The organism is Pelomonas sp. Root1444 (assembly GCF_001426885.1).
Classification (GTDB): Bacteria; Pseudomonadota; Gammaproteobacteria; order Burkholderiales; family Burkholderiaceae_C; genus Pelomonas.
On sequence record NZ_LMFP01000013.1, the window covers coordinates 110,574 to 129,958 of the forward strand.

The window sequence follows — 19,385 nt, forward strand, 5'->3', positions numbered from 1 at the left end:
ACGAGGTCGAACTCATGCGTGGCGAGCGCGGAGTCCGCTTCGGTGCCGCTGCTGACACGGTCGACCGCATAGCCCGAGGCGCGCAGCGCGCGCAACAGGCCATCAGCCAGCACTTGGTCGTCTTCCGCAATCAGGATGCGCATGGTCTTTTGTCTCCGCCGCCGATATTAGGTGTTGCGCCGGTGGCTCACGTCTTGAGCCACCTCGCTCCTACGATGCTCATCAATCCTGAGCCCGCGCACTGCCGCGGATCGGGGGACAAACTACTGTACAAACATACAGATTGCCCCATAATTCAGCCATTCCCACGGAGATTCGCATGGACGCCCCGGTCAAAGCCCTGAACACCGAAAAAGCCAAGGCCCTGCAAGCCGCCCTCGCCCAGATCGAAAAACAGTTCGGCAAGGGCTCCATCATGCGGCTCGGCGAAGGCGAGGTCATCGAAGACATCCAGGTCGTCTCCACCGGCTCCCTGGGCCTCGACATCGCCCTGGGCGTCGGCGGCCTGCCGCGCGGCCGCGTCGTCGAGATCTACGGCCCCGAGTCTTCCGGCAAGACCACGCTGACGCTGCAGGTCATCGCCGAGATGCAGAAGCTGCAAGGCACCTGCGCCTTCATCGACGCCGAGCACGCGCTCGACATCCAGTACGCCCAGAAGCTCGGCGTCAACCTGCAGGACCTGCTGATCAGCCAGCCCGACACCGGCGAGCAGGCGCTTGAAATCGTCGACGCGCTGGTGCGTTCCGGCTCGGTGGACCTCATCGTGGTCGACTCGGTCGCCGCACTGACGCCCAAGGCCGAACTCGAAGGCGAGATGGGCGACAGCCTGCCCGGCCTGCAGGCCCGCCTGATGAGCCAGGCGCTGCGCAAGCTGACCGCCACGATCAAGAAGACCAACTGCATGGTCATCTTCATCAACCAGATCCGCATGAAGATCGGCGTCATGTTCGGCTCGCCCGAGACCACGACCGGCGGCAACGCGCTGAAGTTTTACGCCTCGGTGCGGCTGGACATCCGCCGCATCGGCTCCATCAAGAAGGGCGAGGAAGTCATCGGCTCCGAGACCAAGGTCAAGGTCGTCAAGAACAAGGTGAGCCCGCCGTTCAAGACCGCCGAGTTCGACATCCTCTATGGCGAGGGCATCAGCCGCGAGGGCGAGATCGTCGACATGGGCGTCGTCGCCAAGATCGTCGAGAAGTCCGGCTCCTGGTACGCCTACCAAGGCGAGAAGATCGGCCAGGGCAAGGACAACGCGCGCGAGTTCCTGCGCGAGAACGTTGACGTGGCACGCGAGATCGAGAACAAGATCCGCGAATCGCTGGGCGTGGCGCTGCTGACCACTGCGGCGCCGGAGTAAGCCCCTCGACCGGCCGCCATGGCGCGCGCGCCCCTGTCGCTGAAGGCACGCGCCATCGGCTTGCTCGCCCAGCGCGAGCACAGCCGTGCGGAGTTGCGGCGCAAGCTGTTGCGCATTGAGCTGCAACAGGCGCGGCGCGCGGCGCTGGCGAAGGCGTCGGCCGCTACCTCCGGTGCGGATGACGACGGCAGCGAGCCGGCGGCCGGATACGACGCGCCAACCACTGAGGCCGCGGTCGACGCCCTGCTCGACGCGCTCGCGGCCGACGGGTACCTGAACGAAACCCGCTTTGTCGAATCCCGGCTGCATGTCCGCGCCGGCCGTTTCGGCGCCCAACGCATCCAGCAGGAACTGGCCCAGCACGGGCTGAAGCTGGATGCGGAACAACAGGCGGCGCTGCGGGCCACCGAGTTGGAGCGTGCCCGCGAGGTCTGGTTGAGGCGTTTCGGCGCGGAGCCCGCCCGCGACGCTACCGAGCGGGCGCGCCAGAGTCGCTTCCTGCTGGCGCGGGGCTTTGCCCCCGAAGTGGTGCGCCGCTTGCTCAGGGCCTAAGGGCCGCTTGACCGAGCGCGCAAGGCTAGGAATAACCCTCCGTGCTACATTGCCGGCTGCCCCGAAAACGGCGGTTCACCCGGTTACAAGCCCGCAGCCCCTTGGCAAAGCGGCTGCAAGAGTCGGCAAAACCACCGTCCCGGCACCGGCCGGGTTGTTTCGCCCATTCCCCGCCCATGCCTGCCGCCCACCCGTCCGCCACGCGCCGCCCGCTGCACCGCCGCGCCCTCGATGTGCAGGTGTTTTTGCGCGACGACGGCCTGTTCGACGTCGAAGCGAGTCTCGTCGATACCAAATCGCATGACGTGCCGCTGGCCGGCCAGACCCGCAGGGCGGGCGACCCCATCCACGAAATGCGCCTGTGCTTGACGGTCGACCAGAGTCTGATGGTGACCGCCGCTTCGTCCGATACGCGCTGGATGCCCTACGTCGGCGCCTGCAGCGAACACGGCGACGCCTATGCGCAGCTCGTCGGGCTGAATCTGATGAAGGGCTTCCGCCATGCCGTGGCCGAGCGCCTCGGCGGCACGCGCGGCTGCACCCACCTGACCGAGCTCTGCCAGATCCTGCCGACCGCCGTCATCCAGGCTCTGGCCGGCTCGGTCGTCGACACACGTGAAGGCGATGCCGCCGGCAACCCGCCCTTCCAGCTCGACCGCTGCCACGCGTTGAAGCGCGACAGTGCGACCGTTGCCAAGTTCTATCCGCGCTGGCATCTGACCACCCCAGAGCCGGCCCCGACCGCTTCCTGACTTCCCCGACCCGAAAGACCCAGCCATGAAAATCCACGAATACCAAGGCAAAGAAATCCTGCGCCAGTTCGGCGTGCCGGTGCCGCGCGGCATCCCGGCCTTCACCGTGCAGGAAGCCGTCGAAGCCGCACAAAAGCTGGGTGGCCCGGTCTGGGTGGTCAAGGCGCAGATCCACGCTGGCGGCCGCGGCAAGGGCGGTGGCGTCAAGGTTGCCAAGAGCATGGATGACCTGAAGGAAAAGGCCGAAGGCATCCTGGGCATGCAGCTCAAGACGCACCAGACCGGCCCGGAAGGTCAGAAGGTCCGCCGCCTCTACATCGAGGACGGCGCCGATATCGGCAAGGAGTTCTACATCTCGCTGGTGACCGACCGCGCGACGCAGAAGGTGGCGTTCATCGCCTCCAGCGAAGGCGGCATGGACATCGAAGAGGTGGCCCACAGCACGCCCGAGAAGATCATCACCGAGATCATCGACCCGCTGACCGGCATCACGGCCGACCAGTCGAAGAAGATCGCCGCCGCCATCGGCATGGAAGGCCACACGGTCGACCAGGCCGTCGACCTGTTCGCCAAGCTCTACAAGTGCTACATGGACACGGACGCGTCGCTGGTGGAAATCAACCCGCTGAACCGCGACAGCAAGGGCAACCTGATGGCCCTGGACGCGAAGTTCAACTTCGACGCCAACGCGCTGTTCCGCCATCCCGAGATCGTCGCCTACCGTGACCTCGACGAAGAAGACCCGGCCGAGATCGAAGCCTCGAAGTTCGACCTCGCCTACATCTCGCTGGACGGCAACATCGGCTGCCTGGTGAACGGCGCCGGCCTGGCCATGGCCACGATGGACACCATCAAGCTGTTCGGCGGCGAGCCGGCCAACTTCCTGGACGTCGGCGGCGGCGCCACGGCCGAGAAGGTCACCGAGGCCTTCAAGATCATGCTGAAGAACAAGGCCGTCAAGGGCATCCTGGTCAACATCTTCGGCGGCATCATGAAGTGCGACACCATCGCCGAAGGCGTCATCACCGCCTGCAAGGCCGTGAACCTGCAAGTGCCGCTGGTCGTGCGCATGAAGGGCACCAACGAAGAACTGGGCAAGAAGATGCTGGCCGAATCCGGCCTGCCCATCATCGCCGCCGACACCATGGCCGAAGCCGCGACCAAGATCGTCGCCGCTGTCGCCTAACGCCCAGAGGAATCAGACATGTCCATCTACATCAACAAAGACACCAAGGTCATCACCCAGGGCATCACGGGCAAGACCGGCCAATTCCACACGCTGGGCTGCCAGGCCTACGCCAACGGCAAGAACGCCTTCGTCGCGGGCGTGAACCCCAAGAAGGCCGGCGAGAAGTTCTCCGAGATCCCCATCTACGCGACCGTCAAGGAAGCAGCCGGCCAGACCGGCGCGACCGTCTCCGTCATCTACGTGCCGCCCGCGGGCGCTGCCGCCGCGATCTGGGAAGCTGTCGAGGCCGACCTGGACCTGGCGATCTGCATCACCGAAGGCATCCCGGTCCGGGACATGCTGGAAGTGCGCAACAAGATGAAGGCCAAGGAAGCCGCCGGCGGCAAGCGCACGCTGCTGCTGGGCCCCAACTGCCCGGGCCTGATCACGCCGGAAGAAATCAAGATCGGCATCATGCCGGGCCACATCCACAAGAAGGGCCGCATCGGCGTCGTGTCGCGCTCCGGCACGCTGACGTATGAAGCCGTCGCGCAGCTGACCGAAATCGGCCTGGGCCAATCATCGGCCGTGGGCATCGGCGGCGACCCGATCAACGGCCTGAAGCACATCGATGTGATGAAGGCCTTCAACGACGACCCGGACACCGACGCTGTCATCATGATCGGCGAGATCGGCGGCCCGGACGAAGCGGAAGCCGCCCGCTGGTGCAAGGCCAACATGAAGAAGCCCATCGTCGGCTTCATCGCCGGTGTCACCGCGCCCCCCGGCAAGCGCATGGGCCACGCCGGCGCGCTGATCTCCGGCGGTGCCGACACGGCCGATGCCAAGCTCGCCATCATGGAAGAGTGCGGCTTCACCGTCACGCGCAATCCGTCCGAAATGGGCAAGCTGCTCAAGGCGCTGCTGTAAACCCCGCCTTGAGTGACCGACGAGGGCCGTTCACTGAACGGCCCTTTTCCATGGTGCCTACGTAGTTGCACGCAGGCGCGCCACCCCCGCCGGATCGACACTCGGCAAACAATTCCTCTCCCGCCATGGACCTGCTCAACGCCGCCTTCTTCATCGCGCTGCTGAAGATCATCTGGGTCAACATCCTGCTGTCCGGCGACAACGCCGTCGTCATCGCGCTGGCCGCGCGCAATCTCGCCGCGGAGCAGCAGAAGAAGGCCATCCTGTTCGGCAGCGGTGCGGCCATCGTGTTGCGCGTCGTGCTGACCTTGTTCGCCGTGCAGCTGCTGCAGCTGCCTTGGCTGAAGCTGATCGGCGCGGTGCTGCTGCTGTGGATCGGCGTGCAGCTGCTGGCTGACAACGACGACGATGCCGACGTGCACGCCAGCAGCAGCGTCTGGGTCGCCATCCGCACCATCCTGGTCGCGGACCTCGTCATGAGCCTGGACAACGTCATCGCCGTTGCCGCCGCCGCCAACAGCGCGCCAGAAGGTGCCCGCGTGGCGCTGCTCGTCATCGGCCTGGGCCTGTCGATCCCGCTGATCATCTTCGGCAGCACGCTGCTGTTGAAACTGATGGAGCGCTTCCCGGTCATCATCACCTTGGGTGCGGCGCTGCTGGGCTTCGTCGCCGGCGAGATGGCCACGACCGACATGGCGGTGCACGAGTGGTTCGAAGCGCACATGCACGGCCTCGACTACGCCGTCAGCATCAGCTGCGCGGTGCTGGTCGTTGCCATCGGCATGACGCTGGCACGGCGCGGCAAACGCGAGTCGACCTAAGATCGGCCGCATGGCAAGCGGCGGCAAACCCGGTTTCTGGCAACGCCTCATCGGCCGCGCCGCCGATGCGTCGCCCAGCGAGCCGTCGACGCTGCCCGCCATGCAGGCGCCGCCTCCCGAGGCCGATGCGCCCGAGCCGAGAACGGGCACGCTGCCGTCCGGCCTGCACGATTTCGAGCTCGGTGCCGAGATCGGCCGCGGTGCCATGGCCATCGTCTACAAGGCCACGCAGCGCTCCACCGGCCGCCAGGTCGCCGTCAAGCAGCTGGCGTTGAGCCGCGAGTTCTCTGCCGAAGACTTGGCCGACGTGCGCGAGCGCTTCATGCGCGAAGCCCGCGCGGCGCGGGCGCTGGAACACCCCGACATCCTGCAGGTCGTGGACGCCGGTCAGGACGGCCGCGACGCCTGGATCGCCCTGGAATACGTGCTGGGCCGCGACCTGAGCCTTTTCACCCGGGCGGGTCAATTGCTGCCGGTGCGCGAGGTCGTGCAGCTCGGCGCCCGCCTTGCGCGCGCCTTGCACTACGCGCACAGCCAGGGGGTCATTCACCGGGACATCAAGCCGGCCAACGTCATGCTGGACCGCGTCAACGGCAGCCTCAAGCTGATGGATTTCGGCATCGCCCGCGTGGGCGACGGCAGCCGCACACGCACCGGCCTTGTTCTCGGCACGCCGTCCTTCATGTCGCCCGAGCAGCTCGCCGGCCTGACGGTGGACGGCCGCAGCGACCTCTACTCGCTGGCCGTGCTGCTCTACCAGTTGCTGACCGGTACCCTGCCGCACCAGAGCGACTCGATGGCGCGGCTGATGCAGCAGATCGCCACCGAACCGGCCGCGGACGTGCGCATCCACCGCCCCGAGTTGCCCGAGTCGCTGGCTCTGGTGCTGGCCGTCGCGCTGGAGAAGCGCCCCGAGCTGCGCTACCCGTCGGGAGAGCAGATGGCGCGCGACCTCGATGCCGTGCTCGTCATGGACCTGCAGGCCGAGCCCGCGGCGCCCGATGCCACCATGCCGCAGGATCCCGCCTTCGCACAAACACTGCGCTTGACGCCGGAGGAAGCAGGGCAGAATCGCCGCTCCCCCGCAGAGCCTCGCGAGCCGCACGAGCCCCCACCCGCCTCATGATCCTGGAGTTCTTCAGCGCCACTGACGTGGGACGTGCGCGCGACAACAACGAAGACTCGGTCGCCCTCGACGAGGCCGCCGGCCTGGCCGTGCTGGCCGACGGCATGGGCGGCTACAACGCGGGCGAAGTGGCCAGCCAGATGCTGACCGGGTTCGTCAACAGCGAGCTCGGCCGCTGGCTCAAGGACGCCGGTCGCGAGGCCCGCGCCGGCGAAGTCAAGCGCGCCATGGACATCTGCGTGGACAACGCCAACCGCGCCATCTTCAACGCCGCCAACACCAACCCCAAGTACGCCGGCATGGGCACGACGCTGGTGCTCGGCGTGTTCCGCCCCGAAGGCCTGCTGCTCGGCCATGTCGGCGACTCGCGCGGCTACCGGCTGCGCGCCGGGCGCCTGATCCAGATCACGCGCGACCATTCGCTGCTGCAGGAGCAGATCGACGCCGGCCTGCTGACCGTCGAGGAAGCCGCCTTCTCCAGCAACAAAAACCTCGTCACGCGCGCCGTCGGCGTCGAGGACACCGTGCTGATGGAGATGCACCTGCACGAGGTCCAGCCGGGCGACACCTACCTGCTGTGCTCCGACGGCCTGTCCGACATGCTCGACGACGACAGCATCGCCAACCTGCTCAATGGCAATCCGGCTCTCCCCGAGGCTGCGCACGCACTGATCAACGCAGCCAATGACAACGGCGGTCGCGATAACATCGCACTCATCCTGGCCCGAGCCGAGGGCCGCCAACGTACCGAAGGACGAGGCTGGTGGCCCTTCGGCCGGCGTGGCGGCAAAGACTCCCCTGCCTGAAGAGTCGCGGCACACAACAGAACTTGAGGTCATTCATGGGCAAACTGGTGGTTTCGCTCGACGGCGTCGTGATCAAAGAGGTACAGATCACCAAGGACAAGACCACGCTAGGTCGCAGGCCGTACAACGACATCGTCATCGACAACCTCGCCATCTCCGGCGAGCACGCCGTCCTGCAGATGGTCGGCAACGACGTCTTCATCGAAGACCTCAATTCCACCAACGGCACGTACATCAACGGCAAGGCGATCAAGAAGCAACTGCTGGCTGACAACGACACCGTCGAGATCGGCAAGTACAAGATCAAGTTCCTGCTCAACGACGGCGGGGACTACGAGAAGACGATGATCCTCAAGCCCGGGGCGACACCGCCGAACCTGGGCGGCGGCCCGGGTTCCTCGTTTGGCGGCCTCGGCGCCGCCGCCATCGGCCCGGCTTCCATCAAGGTGTTGACCGGCGCCGCCGCAGGCCGCGAGGTCGCGCTGACCAAGGTCGTCACGACGCTCGGCAAGCCCGGCGTGCAGGTCGCCTCCATCACCAAGCGACCGACCGGCTATGTCTTTGCCCACGTCGAAGGCCCGCAACGTCCCAGCGTCAACGGCATCCCTCTGACCGGCGAATCGATCGCCTTGCGCAGCGGCGACCTCATCGAGCTGGCCGGCACACAGATGCAGTTCATCCAGGGTTGAAAACACCGCTCCCGACCGCCCCGCGAAGCCGGACCGGCGGGAGCTGCCGCCAACGGGCTGCCGGCCGCGCGGCTGCTGTGACTTCCTCACGATAGCGACACCCCCAACTCGGTAATCCGACCGTCCAGGCATCGGGGCGGGTGCGTACATTCTTGGCTCCACCCCGCTTCACGCGGGGGCCCTCGAACCGAGCCACGCACCGCATGAACATCCGCGTCCTGGGCTGCTCCGGCGCCATCGCCGCCGGCTACAAGACCACCGCCTTCCTGCTGGACGACGATGTCCTCATCGACGCCGGCACCGGCGTGGGCGACTTGCCGCTGGATGCCCTGGCCGCCATCGACCACATCCTGCTCAGCCACTCCCACCTGGACCATGTGCTGGGCATCCCGCTGCTGGCCGACGCCGTGCTGCGCCTGCGCGTGGCCGCGGGCCGCCCCCCCATCCAGGTCCACGCCCTGCCCGAGACGCTGGATGCCCTGCGCCGGCACATCTTCAACGGCGTCATCTGGCCCGACTTCACCAAGCTGCCGACGCGCGAGGCGCCGGCACTGTCGCTGCACCCGTTCCAGATCGGCGACCGCCTGAACATCGCCGGCCGCGTCATCGAAGTGCTGCCGGCCGCCCACACCGTCCCTGCCGTAGGTTTCGCGGTCGATGGCGGTGCCCAGTCCGGGCACGCCCATTGGGTCTTCACCGGCGACACCGGCCCCAACCCAGCCCTTTGGCGCCGCCTCGCCCAACTGCGCCTGTCGCATCTCGTCATCGAGACCGCCTTCAGCGACGACGAGGCCGAACTTGCCCACGTCAGTCAGCACCTCTGCCCGGCCGACCTTGGCCACGAACTCGCGCAACTGGCTGGCAGCGTCGACGTGCGCATCACGCATATCAAGCCGGGCGAGGTCGAAGCGGTGATGTTGGGCGCCACCCGGATCAAGACCGCTCACTGCCTCGCCGCGCTGCAAGGCGGCGACGAATTCGTTCTCTGAGGCGTATGTTCCGGCGTATCCGGCGGCTCTTTTCATCGGCGCTGCCGTTCTTGTATCTTCTTAGCCCAGGGCTGGTCGCGGCCTTCGGCCCCGGCCAGATCGTGAATGCGGATGAGCGATTTGCCGTGTTCGCACTGTCAATGTGGCAACTAGCCATGCTGCTGGTCGTTCTCGGTTCGCCACGCCGAGTGCTACTGGGCGCCCTCCCCGTGGCCGTCTTGGTGCCGCCCTACGTGTACTTCTGCCTGAAGTTCGGTAGCGTGCCGGGAGACGCCATGGTCGCGGCGATCATGTACACCTCTCCCGCTCAGTCTGTGGAGGTGGTCGCCGCATTTGGAGCGACAGCGCTCGTGGCTTGGTTGGCCGTCGTCTTGATGTACATACTCATCGCTTGGCGTACCGACGCCAGCTGGCGGATGCCGATGGCGGGCAGAAAGGCAGGCATCGCGGTATTGCTCGGGGTAGTCGGCGTGATGCTCCTGCTGCGCGAACTGGCCCCCCAAGCGGTAGAGCTGCCACCCGTCTTCGAACCGGACAACATTGCACGGGTCTTCCCAGGCAACCTGGCGCGATCCGCGCTGCGCGCGAGAGAACGGCTGTCACCGCCCTCCCGTTGGACGTCGGTCGATGGCAAGGCGCGGCCTGAATGGCGCGATCAATCGCTGCTTGTGGTGTTCGTCATCGGAGAAAGCGTCCGACCGGACCATCTCAGCCTTTACGGCTACCCCCGCGAGACGACACCCAACCTGCGCGCAATGTCCGACGCACTGATTCAATTCTCGGACGTCGCATCGACCGCACACTTCACCTTCATGGCAGTCACAAACCTCGTTTCGATCAAGACGCCGGACGGCCCCGCCTCTCTGGTCAAGACGTTTTCGCAGGCCGGTTTCGCGACGGCATGGCTGTCCAACCAGGAACGCACCTTTCTCAGCGAAGGCGCTGACCAGACAGCCCATGCAAACGGTCCGTTCGACTTTCACTTTCGCCGTGATTCGGCCTTGCTGACGCCCTTTGTTTCATTCACCCGGCAGGCAGGACCGCGGCAGTTCATCGTCCTGCACATGAATGGAAGCCACTTTCCGTACGAAGAGCGATACGGCGCCGACGCCAAGCGCTTTTCTCCAACGCTGGGGGACAGGCAACTGTCCGGCCATCCGGGTCCGGAGCACAAGACGGAGGCGATCAATTCCTATGACAACACGCTTGTGGAGCTTGACCGTTTCCTCGGCAGCCTGTTCCACGTATTGAAATCCGAGACTCGTCCGGCCTTGCTGGTCTTCACGTCAGACCACGGCGAGAACCTGTTCGACGACTCCCGCAACCGCTTCATGCATGCGCTACAGACTCCGTCCTCCTGGGACACCCAGGTCCCGCTCATCATCTGGTCCAACGCTGCATACCAAGCCCTCAACCCCGGCGCAATAGAACGTCTGAGGATGCGCACTGCCGAGCCGGTCGGCCATCGGGATTTGTTCCCCACTCTCCTTGACCTCGCAGGCATCGATTGGGCGCATGCAGCGCGCCATGTCGGCTTGGCCTCTTCATCATGGCTGCCGCACGAACGTCTATTGGAAACTTTCGACGGTCTCGGGCCCGACTTCGACGAACTGCGCCGCACGGAACGGCTGCGCGGATTCGCCGCCAAGCGGTCCAAACTGACCCAAAACGTCACTTCACACTGACAAGATTTGTCAGCCGACCAAATGCGGCACCCTTAAACGTGCAGTCCTGCACAGTTTTCGGCCTTCCGCTGCTGGCATGACCCGTGCGTTCCTCCTGATGCCAACCACCCATCCTTACGGAGCACTCCATGAACCTGAAGCAACAAGCCCAGCGCGGTTTTACCCTCATCGAACTGATGATCGTCGTAGCGATCATTGGCATCCTTGCCGCCGTCGCCATTCCTCAGTACAAGGACTACACGAACAAGGCTCGTGCGAGCAACATCAACGGCGCTGTCGCCTCGCTGCAGACCCAGGTCGGCGTTTGCATCAACGAGACGTCCGACAAGGCCAATTGCGATGCCGGCAGCAACGGCATCAATACGAACGCTCAGTTCAAGGCTACCAAGGAAGTCGCTTCGGTCGACGTGACAGACGGCGCAATTAAGGCCACGCTAGCAGGTGCGACCGACGTGGGCTCGGATCTGAAGGCAGCCACGGTCACCTGGACGCCGAATGTCGGCGAAACTGGCATCACCTGGACCATTACCACCAGTCTGACGTCTGGCCCGCTGTACGACTACATCATCAAGAACAGCAAGTAAGCTGCCTTCTCTGTGATCTTCAGGGGCCTGCGGGCCCCTGTTTCGTTGACTGAATCCACGGCGTCGTGCTCCGCGCGAGCGGCTCGGGGCACAGAGAGAGATGCAGCCCATGCCATCATCCGCGCCCATGTCATCCCAGACCTCCGTTCCGGCCAGCGCCGCGCTCGGCCTCGTCCTCGCCGCCGCGCTCGCACCGCTGCTGGCCTTCAACCAACCCCCCGCCGCCACGCTCTATAACCAGTTGCTGGCACTGACTGGCTGGGGCCTGACCCTGATGCTTTGCGCGAATGCAACGCCCGCATGGCGTGCCGGGTTGAAGACGCCCGCTGCCATCGCGCTAGCCCTCTTGCTCGTCGCACCGATGACCGCGGTCGTCTGGCGTGCGCTGCCGCTGTCTCTCGGCCTGGGCGCCACCGCCATCATCGCTGCCGGCCTGGCCGTGCTGCTGCTGGCGCAAGGACTTCCAGCGAGCGCGCGGCAGCGGGCCGCCGAAGCGCTGTGCTCTGGCCTGCTCATCGCCGGTTTGGCCAGTGTCGCCATCAGCCTCGTGCAGGTGTTCGCGCCCCAATTGGCGGACGGCAATGTCATCGCCCGTTACGGCATCCCGGGCCGGGCCGCGGGCAACCTGCGCCAGCCCAACCATCTGGCCAGCCTGATGATGTGGGCCGCGGTGGCGGCCGTCTTCATCACCGAGAAGCGTGGTTGGCGCGCCGCCTTGGCGCCGTTGCTGTTCGCTTGCGTTTTCACCATCGTGCTGAGCGCCTCGCGGACCGGCTATGCCGGCATCGCGATGCTGGCGCTGTGGGGGGTCGTGGACCGCAGGCTGTCGCGTGGCGCGCGGCGGGCCTTGCTGGCGACACCGCTGATGCTGGGCGCCAGCTGGTGGCTGATGTCGCTGTGGTCGGCGGGCAGCGGCCATGCGTTCGGCGCCGCCTCGCGCCTGGCCGAAGGGGCGGGATCGCCGTCGCGGCTCGCCATCCTGCGCGACGCCTGGCAGCTGACGCTGGCCAACCCCTGGCTGGGCGTGGGCTGGGGCGAGTTCAACTTCGCCTGGAGCCTGACGCCGTTCCCCAAGCGCCCCATCGCCTTTTTCGACCACACGCACAACCTGCCCTCGCAGCTGGCCGTGGAATTGGGCCTGCCTTGGGCGGGTGCCGTGCTGGCGCTGCTGGGCTGGGCGCTCTGCAACGCATGGCGTGGAACGTTGGCCCAGGACGACGACGCTCCGATGCGCCGTGCGGCACTGATGATCGTGTTGACCATTGGCCTGCACAGCCTGGTGGAGTACCCGCTCTGGTACGCCTATTTCCTGCTGCCCGCCTGCTTCGCGCTTGGCCTGGCGCTGCCCGCCGAGGGCGCCGCCAAGCCGGCCTCCATCGGTCCCTGGCCCTGGATCGGCGGCCTGCTGATCGTCGGCAGCTTGTACGCCGTGTGGGACTACAGCCGCATCGTCGCCATCTATGCGCCCAGCGAAGACGCCGTGCCGCTGACCGCACGCATCGCCACCGGCCAGCGCTCGCTGTTCTTCAGCCACCAGGCCGACTACGCCGCCGCGACCAGCCTCTCGACCGGTCCAATCGCCCTCGCTGCGGCACGGCGCACCGCCTTCAACCTGGTGGACGCTCGCCTGCTGATGCAGTGGTCCCGTTCTCTCGAAGCCACCGGCGACATCGAAGGCGCGCGCTATCTGGCCGACCGGCTGCGCGAGTTCCGCAACCCGACGGGCGACACGTGGTTCGCCAGCTGCGTAGAACCGGCGTCCGCACCCGCCATGCCGCAGTGCCAGCCGGCGTCCGGGGTGATCGACTGGCGGACGCTACGCTGAGGGCAGCACCGTATCGGCGGCGCGCCACTCGCCGCTCTTGCCGCCTTGCTTTTCCAGCACCCGCACGCGGTCGATGACCATGCCGCGGTCGGCGGCCTTGCACATGTCGTAGATGGTGAGCAGGCCCACCTGCACGGCGCACAGCGCCTCCATCTCGACACCGGTGCGGCCCAGCGTCTCTACCTGCGCGCGGCACAGCACGCGGCTGGCCGCTTCGTCCAACTCGAACTCGACCTTCACCCGTGTGATCGGCAGCGGGTGGCACAGCGGCACCAGGTCGCTGCAGCGCTTGGCGCCCTGGATGGCCGCGATGCGCGCGACGCCCAGCACGTCGCCCTTCTTGGCGGTGCCGCTCGCGATCAGCGCGAAGGTCTCGGGCTGCATGCGGATCTCGCCGGCCGCGACCGCCACGCGGTGCGTCTCGGCCTTGGCGGATACGTCCACCATGTGGGCCTGGCCCTGGGCGTCGAAGTGGGTCAGCGGGGTCGTCATGCCTCGAAACAATCGGGAAACCGAGTTGAAGGCATCATAGACAGCCGGCCACCGCCGGCCGGAGCCCTTGTTCGATGAAGAAGTCGTTCGCAACTCGTCCCCTGCTCAGCCTGCTCGCGGCCGCCACGCTGGCCCTGCCCGGTGCACCGCTGAACGCCCAGGTCAACCTGCCGGCCCTGGGCGATTCGGTCTCCCAGGACCTCGACATCGGCACCGAGCGCCGCCTGGGCGACCAGGTCATGCGCCAGATCCGCGTCGACCCCGACTACGTGCTCGACCCGCTGCTGCAGGAGTACCTGGAAGGCATCTGGACGCCCCTCGTCAACGCCGGCCGCAAGCTGGGCCACATCGGCGACGAAACACAGGCGCGCTTCGCCTGGGAGCCGTTCCTCGTGCGCGACAAGAGCGTCAACGCGTTCGCGCTGCCGGGCGGCTTCGTCGGCACCCACCTCGGCCTGATCGCGATGACGACGTCGCGGGACGAGCTGGCCTCGGTGCTGGCCCACGAGCTGTCGCACATCACGCAGCGCCACATCGCCCGCCGCATCGCAGGCGATTCACGCAACAGCATGGTCGCTGTCGCAGGCCTGCTGCTCGGCATCCTGGCGGCATCGCGCGGCAACATCGATCTGGCCAATGCCGGCATCGTCGGCGGCCAGGCTGCGGCGACGCAGCTTTCGCTGAACTTCTCGCGTGACATGGAGCGCGAGGCCGACCGCGTCGGTTTCAACGTGCTCGTCGAGGCCGGCTTCGCAGGCAGCGGCATGGTCGGCATGTTCGAGCGCATGGAGCAGGCCTACCACCTGATGGACTCCGGCGCCTACCCGTACCTGCGCTCGCACCCGCTGACCAGCGAGCGCATCGGCGATGCGCGCACGCGCCTGGCGCTGGAACCCTTCATGCGGCCGCGCGGCCTCGCCGAGCATGCGCTGATGGCCGCCCGTTCTCGCGCGCTGATGGACCCGCGCGTGGAAGCGTGGAAGGTGCTGGAGAACTACGACGCCGGCGTGCGCAACATCAAGGAGAGCGGCGGCTACGAGCAGCTCGGCGCGCGCTATGCCGCGGCGCTGTCGTCGATCAAGCTGCGCAATTTCGACCGCGCCGAGGCGTCGCTGCGCAGCGCGGAGCTGACGCTGCAACTCATTGCCCCCAGCCCCGTGGAGACCGCCGCCGCCAAGCGCCTGTTGACCTATCTGCGCGCGGAGCTGGCCCAGGCGCGTGGGCGCCCCGCCGACGGCATCGCCGCGCTGGACCAGCTGCCGGGCGAGAAGTCCCGCCCCATGCTGATGCAGCGCGTGGGACTGGCGCTCGCCTCCGGCCCGGCCGCGACATCCGGCCCGGCGCTGCGCGAGGCGGCCGATGCGCTGCAGACCCATGTCAGCCTTGAACCCAGCGACGCCTACGCCTGGTCGCAGCTCGCGCTGATCTGGGAAAAGCTGGGTCAACCGCTGCGGGCCGTGCGCGCCCAGGCCGAAACCCGTGCCGCCGCGGGCGACCTGAACGGCGCCATCGACCGCCTGCGCTCCGGCCTGCGCCAGTCGCGCGGGGCCGATGCCGACCAGGTCGAGGCCTCGGTTATCGATGCGCGCCTGCGCACACTGGTCTACGAGCGCCAGTCCATCCTGGCGGAGATGTACCGCGGCCGCTACATCCCGCCGGACGTCGAGCTGCCGAACTAGGTCCGTGCGCTCCCGGACAGCGGCGGCGCTTCGCGCGCCGTGGCTGGGCTCAGGCGGCGAGCCGGCGCTGCTCTTCCTGGTAGAGCGCGAACTCCTCGCGTGTGGCGCGAGCGACGGCCTCGCGCTGGTTGATGCGGCGGTGGAAGGCCTTCACGGCCGGCCAGGGCGCCAGGTCGACACCCGCATACGGCGCCCAGTTCAGCACGACGGCGAGATAGATGTCGGCGATGCCGTAGCCCCCTTCGAGATGCTCATGGGCGCGCAGGTGCGCCTCCAGCACCGACAGGCGCAGGGCCGCCTTGTCCATCGCGTAGGCCTTCACTTCCGCGCCGGCCTTCGGGTCCAGCAGCGGCACGAAGACGGCCTTGTGCAGCTCGGTGCCGATGAAGCCCAGCCATTGGCGCACGCGCGCCCGGCCATCGGCCGTGGTGGGCAGCAGGCCGGCCGCCGGATGGGCCTCGGCCAGGTACTGCAACACCGCGGCGTTCTCGGTCAGCAGCCAGCCCTCGGGCGTGCGCAGCGCGGGCACCTGGCCCATCGGGTTGATCTGCCAGTAGTCGCCACCGTCACCGGTTCGCTTGGCCTTGTCAACGGGCGTGAAGCGCGCCTCGGCGCCCGCCTCGTACAGGGCGACGCGGCTCGCCAGCGAACAGGCCATGGGGGAAAAGTACAGCTCCATTTCGGTCTCCAAAGTGTTTTTGTACTATATTGAACAGAATTGCAGCGCGTCAATGGATTTCTTTCATCGTGGTACAAAAATCTGAAGGCAAGACACCCGCGCCCCGCCCGCGCGGCAGGCCGCGCAGCTTCGACACCGAGGCGACGCTGGCGAACGCGACGCTGGCCTTCTGGCAGCGCGGCTATGCGGCCACATCGATGGACGACCTCAGCGCCGCCACCGGGCTCAACCGGCCCAGCCTGTATGGCGCCTTTGGCGACAAGCACGCGCTCTATCTGCAGGCACTGCAGCTCTACACCGACCAATCCAACGCCGCCATTGCGGCGGCGCTGGAAGGGCGCTCATTGCGAGACGGTCTGGCGCTCGTCTACGAGCTGGCGCTGCAGCTCTACTGCCCGGCCGACGCGGCGGCGCGCGGCTGCCTGCTGATCGGCACGGCCGCCACCGAGGCACCGCGGGACGAGGCCATCCGGCAGGCGCTGGGTGATGCGCTGCGCGGCTTCACGGCAGCGTTCGAGCACAGGCTGCGCCGCGCGCTCGACGAAGGCGAACTGCCACGCGGCAGCGACGTGGCGATGCGCGCCCAGCTCGCCTCAGCGGTGCTGCATTCAATGGCGCTGCGTGCGCGCGCCGGGGACGCGCGCAAGGATCTGGCCGCCTTTGCGGCGGCCGGCGTTGCGATGGTCTGCGGCTAGTCGCCCGGGAAGAGGCGCTCGACGGCGACGTCGATGACCATGCCGCACAGGCTGTAGATCAGCGAGCCGACCAGCGCCGCCCAGAAGCCGGTCACCGCCAGGCCGTCCAGCAGCGAGGCGGCGGCCCAGAACATCAGCGCGTTGATGATGAAGAGGAACAGCCCCAGCGTCAGCACCGTCACCGGCAGCGTCAGCAGCACGAGGATGGGCCGCAGCAGCGTGTTCAGCAGGCCCAGCACCAGCGCCGCGATCAGCGCCGAGGTGAAGCTGGTCACGACGACGCCGGGATAGAGATGGGCGACCAGCAGCAGCGCGCCAGCCAGCAGCAGCCAACGGGTGAGTGTCTTCATGGGCGCCCAGCATACAGGCGCGTGTGGCGCAAAACGCGATTCTCAATAGGAATCATTCTCATTCAATGCTAGGATGCAAGGCTCCTGCGCTGGCTGCTGGCCGGCGTGCTCTTGTGCCCTGCCCTTCTTGCCCTGTTGTCCGGCGTGACCACTGCCTCCCCCGTCTTCGTCGAGCCTGCCTCGCCGGCCGCACCGGCCCGGCCGCTGCCTTTGCCCCCGCTGCCGGGGCGCAGCGATGAGTTGGGGCCGCAGGGTCGCCGCGCGCTGATCGGCGGTGTCGTCGCCGCGCACCTGGTGGGCGGCTGGGCGCTGCTGCAGATCGATGCCGTGCGCAACGCCGTCATCGACGCCGCGCCGGTGTTGATGGTGGACATGATCGCGCCGGCCGAGCCGCCCAAGCCCACGCCGCCGCCGCCCGCCCCGCAGCCCAGGAAGCTCGCCCCGGCGCCCGCGCCCCTCATTGCGGCCGCCCCGACGCCCACCCCCGCGCCCCCCGCCTTCGTCGCGCCGCCGCCTGAGCCGGCACCACCCCAGCCGGTCAATGTCGCGCCCGCGCCGCCGGCACCGCCCGCGCCGGTGGCCCAGCCGCCCGCGCCGCCGGCACCCAAGCTGATCCCGCCCAGCGCGCTGCGCTATGTCAAGGAGCCGCCGCAGGACTATCCGCTGCTGTCACGGCGCGCCAAGGAGCAGGGCATCGTCACCTTGCGCGTCACGGTCGATGCCAGCGGGCATTTGAAGGACGCCACGGTGCACAAGTCTTCCGGCTTTGAACGCCTGGACCAAGCCGCCTTGCAGAGCATCCGCAAGGCGGTTTTCTCCCCTTACGTGGAAAACGGCAAGGCCATCGACGTGCAGGCGCTAGCTGCGTTTGACTACTCCCTCTGACCGCTAACTGAACCACCCTATGGACGCCACCGTCATCGCCGCCGCCGCGCCGGCCCCCGGCTTCGGCCACTTCATCGCCCAGTCGGACGCCGTCGGCAAGTTCCTGCTCGGCGTGCTGGTCGTCATGTCCATCGCCTCCTGGGGCCTGATCGTCGCCAAGGGCGTGGCGCAGTTCCTGCGCAACAAGCGCGCGACGACCTTCCTCGATTTCTTCTGGAACGCCCGTTCGCTGGACGCCGTGCAGGCCGAGCTGAACACGCACGGCGCCCACGACCCGTTCTCGCATCTCAGCGCTCACGCCCTGCACGCGCAGGCGCACCACGCCCGCTACGGCTCGGCCAAGCTGGCCGAGGCCGGCACCGCGAACGACTTCATCACGCGCACCATCAAGAAGGTGCTCGACGAGGAGACCACGCGGCTGGAATCCGGCCTGACGACGCTGGCCACCATCGGCGCGACCGCTCCCTTCGTCGGCCTGTTCGGCACGGTCTGGGGTGTCTACCACGCGCTGCTGGCCATCGGCATGAGCGGCGCCGGCACGCTGGACAAGGTCGCCGGCCCGGTCGGCGAGGCGCTGATCATGACCGGCATCGGCCTGGCCGTCGCCATCCCCGCCGTCATGGCCTACAACGCCTTCACGCGCGGCAACCGCGTGCTGTCGGCGCGCCTGGACGCCTTCGCCTACGAGCTGCACAGCTTCCTGACGCTGGGCGAAGCGCCCGGTGCTGGCGCGACCGGCAACGTGCGGCCGCTGAAGTCGACGGCCGCCGCCTGACCCCGGAGACGACGCCATGGCCTTCGCCTCCTTCGACAGCAAGCGCGCCAGCGCGCCGATGGCCGAGATCAACATGGTCCCGCTCATCGACGTGATGCTGGTGCTGCTGGTCATCTTCATCGTCACCGCGCCGCTGCTGACCAATGCCGTGAAGCTGGACCTGCCCAAGGTCAGCTCGCAGGTCAACGAGCTCAAGCCCGACAAGATCGAGTTCGGCATCGACGCCGCCGGCCAGCGCTACTGGAACGGCGAGCCGCTGACGCGCGCCGAGGCCGTCGAGCGCTTCAAGGCCGAAGGGCTGAAAGGCCAGCAGCCCGAGATCCACCTGCGCGCCGACCAGAACGTCGCCTACCGCGCCGTGGCCGAGACCCTGGCGGACGCGAGCAAGGCCGGCCTGACCCGGGTCGGCTTCGTCAGCGAGCCCGAGCGCAACTGAGCGCCTGAGCGCCCGCCGCAGCACCCGTTCCGTTTTCTTTCATTCACAGCAAGACGGCCAAGCCATCGCCAGGCCGCAAGGGCAGCGCCATGCCGCCCGTTCAGAGGAGT

The 19,385-nt window shown here is 67.4% G+C and carries 21 protein-coding genes and 1 pseudogene; 18 read left to right on the forward strand and 4 right to left on the reverse strand.

What is annotated here, in order from left to right; translation table 11 throughout:
* A pseudogene (locus tag ASD35_RS28075) lies at positions 1-143 on the reverse strand (DNA-binding response regulator); the annotation flags it as partial.
* 176 nt (positions 144-319) lie between these two features.
* Between ASD35_RS28075 and recA the strand changes: the two are divergent.
* The 13 genes from recA to ASD35_RS14085 all read left to right on the forward strand — a co-directional run bounded on the left by recA (position 320) and on the right by ASD35_RS14085 (position 13,284).
* Positions 320-1,357, forward strand: coding sequence for a recombinase RecA (gene recA / locus ASD35_RS14025; protein WP_056875565.1), 1,038 nt, complete (start codon positions 320-322; stop codon positions 1,355-1,357).
* Between the two features lie 18 nt (positions 1,358-1,375).
* Complete coding sequence (locus ASD35_RS14030) at positions 1,376-1,909, forward strand: regulatory protein RecX (protein ID WP_056875566.1); 534 nt, start codon at positions 1,376-1,378, stop codon at positions 1,907-1,909.
* A gap of 176 nt (positions 1,910-2,085) precedes the next feature.
* Complete coding sequence (locus ASD35_RS14035; RefSeq protein WP_056875567.1) at positions 2,086-2,661, forward strand: DUF2889 domain-containing protein; 576 nt, start codon at positions 2,086-2,088, stop codon at positions 2,659-2,661.
* A gap of 25 nt (positions 2,662-2,686) precedes the next feature.
* A complete protein-coding gene (sucC, locus tag ASD35_RS14040) occupies positions 2,687-3,847 on the forward strand; it encodes an ADP-forming succinate--CoA ligase subunit beta (protein WP_056875568.1) in 1,161 nt (386 codons plus the stop codon).
* A gap of 18 nt (positions 3,848-3,865) precedes the next feature.
* A complete protein-coding gene (sucD, locus tag ASD35_RS14045; protein WP_056875569.1) occupies positions 3,866-4,759 on the forward strand; it encodes a succinate--CoA ligase subunit alpha in 894 nt (297 codons plus the stop codon).
* Positions 4,760-4,884: 125 nt separating this feature from the next.
* Positions 4,885-5,580 carry a TerC family protein gene (locus ASD35_RS14050; RefSeq protein WP_056875570.1) on the forward strand — a complete coding sequence of 232 codons (696 nt, stop codon included), beginning with the start codon at positions 4,885-4,887 and terminating at the stop codon, positions 5,578-5,580.
* Between the two features lie 10 nt (positions 5,581-5,590).
* Complete coding sequence (locus tag ASD35_RS14055; RefSeq protein ID WP_056875571.1) at positions 5,591-6,706, forward strand: serine/threonine-protein kinase; 1,116 nt, start codon at positions 5,591-5,593, stop codon at positions 6,704-6,706.
* Positions 6,703-7,512: a Stp1/IreP family PP2C-type Ser/Thr phosphatase gene (locus ASD35_RS14060; RefSeq protein ID WP_056875572.1), complete on the forward strand. Its 810-nt coding sequence runs from the start codon at positions 6,703-6,705 to the stop codon at positions 7,510-7,512. The genes ASD35_RS14055 and ASD35_RS14060 overlap by 4 nt, the downstream gene beginning before the upstream one ends.
* A 35-nt stretch (positions 7,513-7,547) precedes the next feature.
* Positions 7,548-8,201, forward strand: a complete 654-nt coding sequence (locus ASD35_RS14065; RefSeq protein ID WP_056875573.1) for an FHA domain-containing protein — start codon at positions 7,548-7,550, stop codon at positions 8,199-8,201.
* 203 nt (positions 8,202-8,404) lie between these two features.
* Positions 8,405-9,190: an MBL fold metallo-hydrolase gene (locus ASD35_RS14070; RefSeq protein WP_056875574.1), complete on the forward strand. Its 786-nt coding sequence runs from the start codon at positions 8,405-8,407 to the stop codon at positions 9,188-9,190.
* A gap of 5 nt (positions 9,191-9,195) precedes the next feature.
* Positions 9,196-10,875 carry a phosphoethanolamine transferase gene (locus ASD35_RS14075; RefSeq protein ID WP_056875575.1) on the forward strand — a complete coding sequence of 560 codons (1,680 nt, stop codon included), beginning with the start codon at positions 9,196-9,198 and terminating at the stop codon, positions 10,873-10,875.
* A 128-nt stretch (positions 10,876-11,003) separates the two neighbouring features.
* Positions 11,004-11,459 (forward strand): prepilin-type N-terminal cleavage/methylation domain-containing protein, encoded by a 456-nt coding sequence (locus ASD35_RS14080; RefSeq protein WP_056875576.1) that lies wholly within the window; start codon positions 11,004-11,006, stop codon positions 11,457-11,459.
* 127 nt (positions 11,460-11,586) lie between these two features.
* Entirely contained in the window at positions 11,587-13,284 is a 1,698-nt protein-coding gene (locus ASD35_RS14085; protein ID WP_056875577.1) for a PglL family O-oligosaccharyltransferase, read from the forward strand.
* Here the strand turns inward: ASD35_RS14085 and moaC are convergent.
* Positions 13,276-13,776 (reverse strand): cyclic pyranopterin monophosphate synthase MoaC, encoded by a 501-nt coding sequence (moaC, locus tag ASD35_RS14090; protein WP_056875578.1) that lies wholly within the window; start codon positions 13,774-13,776, stop codon positions 13,276-13,278. The two genes, ASD35_RS14085 and moaC, sit on opposite strands and share 9 nt — an antisense overlap.
* Positions 13,777-13,850: 74 nt before the next feature.
* Here moaC and ASD35_RS14095 point away from each other — a divergent pair, with 74 nt between their 5' ends.
* Entirely contained in the window at positions 13,851-15,455 is a 1,605-nt protein-coding gene (locus ASD35_RS14095; RefSeq protein ID WP_056875579.1) for a M48 family metalloprotease, read from the forward strand.
* Positions 15,456-15,504: 49 nt separating this feature from the next.
* Here the strand turns inward: ASD35_RS14095 and ASD35_RS14100 are convergent, their stop codons facing one another.
* Complete coding sequence (locus ASD35_RS14100; RefSeq protein ID WP_056875865.1) at positions 15,505-16,134, reverse strand: glutathione S-transferase family protein; 630 nt, start codon at positions 16,132-16,134, stop codon at positions 15,505-15,507.
* A gap of 68 nt (positions 16,135-16,202) precedes the next feature.
* Here ASD35_RS14100 and ASD35_RS14105 point away from each other — a divergent pair, with 68 nt between their 5' ends.
* Positions 16,203-16,829, forward strand: a complete 627-nt coding sequence (locus ASD35_RS14105; RefSeq protein WP_056875580.1) for a TetR/AcrR family transcriptional regulator — start codon at positions 16,203-16,205, stop codon at positions 16,827-16,829.
* Here the strand turns inward: ASD35_RS14105 and ASD35_RS14110 are convergent.
* Positions 16,826-17,179, reverse strand: a complete 354-nt coding sequence (locus ASD35_RS14110) for a phage holin family protein (protein WP_056875581.1) — start codon at positions 17,177-17,179, stop codon at positions 16,826-16,828. The two genes, ASD35_RS14105 and ASD35_RS14110, sit on opposite strands and share 4 nt — an antisense overlap.
* A 144-nt stretch (positions 17,180-17,323) precedes the next feature.
* Between ASD35_RS14110 and ASD35_RS28410 the strand changes: the two genes are divergently transcribed.
* The 3 genes from ASD35_RS28410 to ASD35_RS14125 are packed head-to-tail and all read left to right on the forward strand — an operon-like array spanning position 17,324 to position 19,275.
* A complete protein-coding gene (locus ASD35_RS28410) occupies positions 17,324-18,064 on the forward strand; it encodes an energy transducer TonB (protein WP_304438203.1) in 741 nt (246 codons plus the stop codon).
* A 19-nt stretch (positions 18,065-18,083) separates the two neighbouring features.
* On the forward strand, positions 18,084-18,839 hold the full coding sequence (locus ASD35_RS14120; RefSeq protein ID WP_056875582.1) for a MotA/TolQ/ExbB proton channel family protein: 756 nt from the start codon (positions 18,084-18,086) through the stop codon (positions 18,837-18,839).
* Between the two features lie 16 nt (positions 18,840-18,855).
* On the forward strand, positions 18,856-19,275 hold the full coding sequence (locus ASD35_RS14125; RefSeq protein ID WP_056875583.1) for a biopolymer transporter ExbD: 420 nt from the start codon (positions 18,856-18,858) through the stop codon (positions 19,273-19,275).
* Positions 19,276-19,385: the final 110 nt, after the last annotated feature.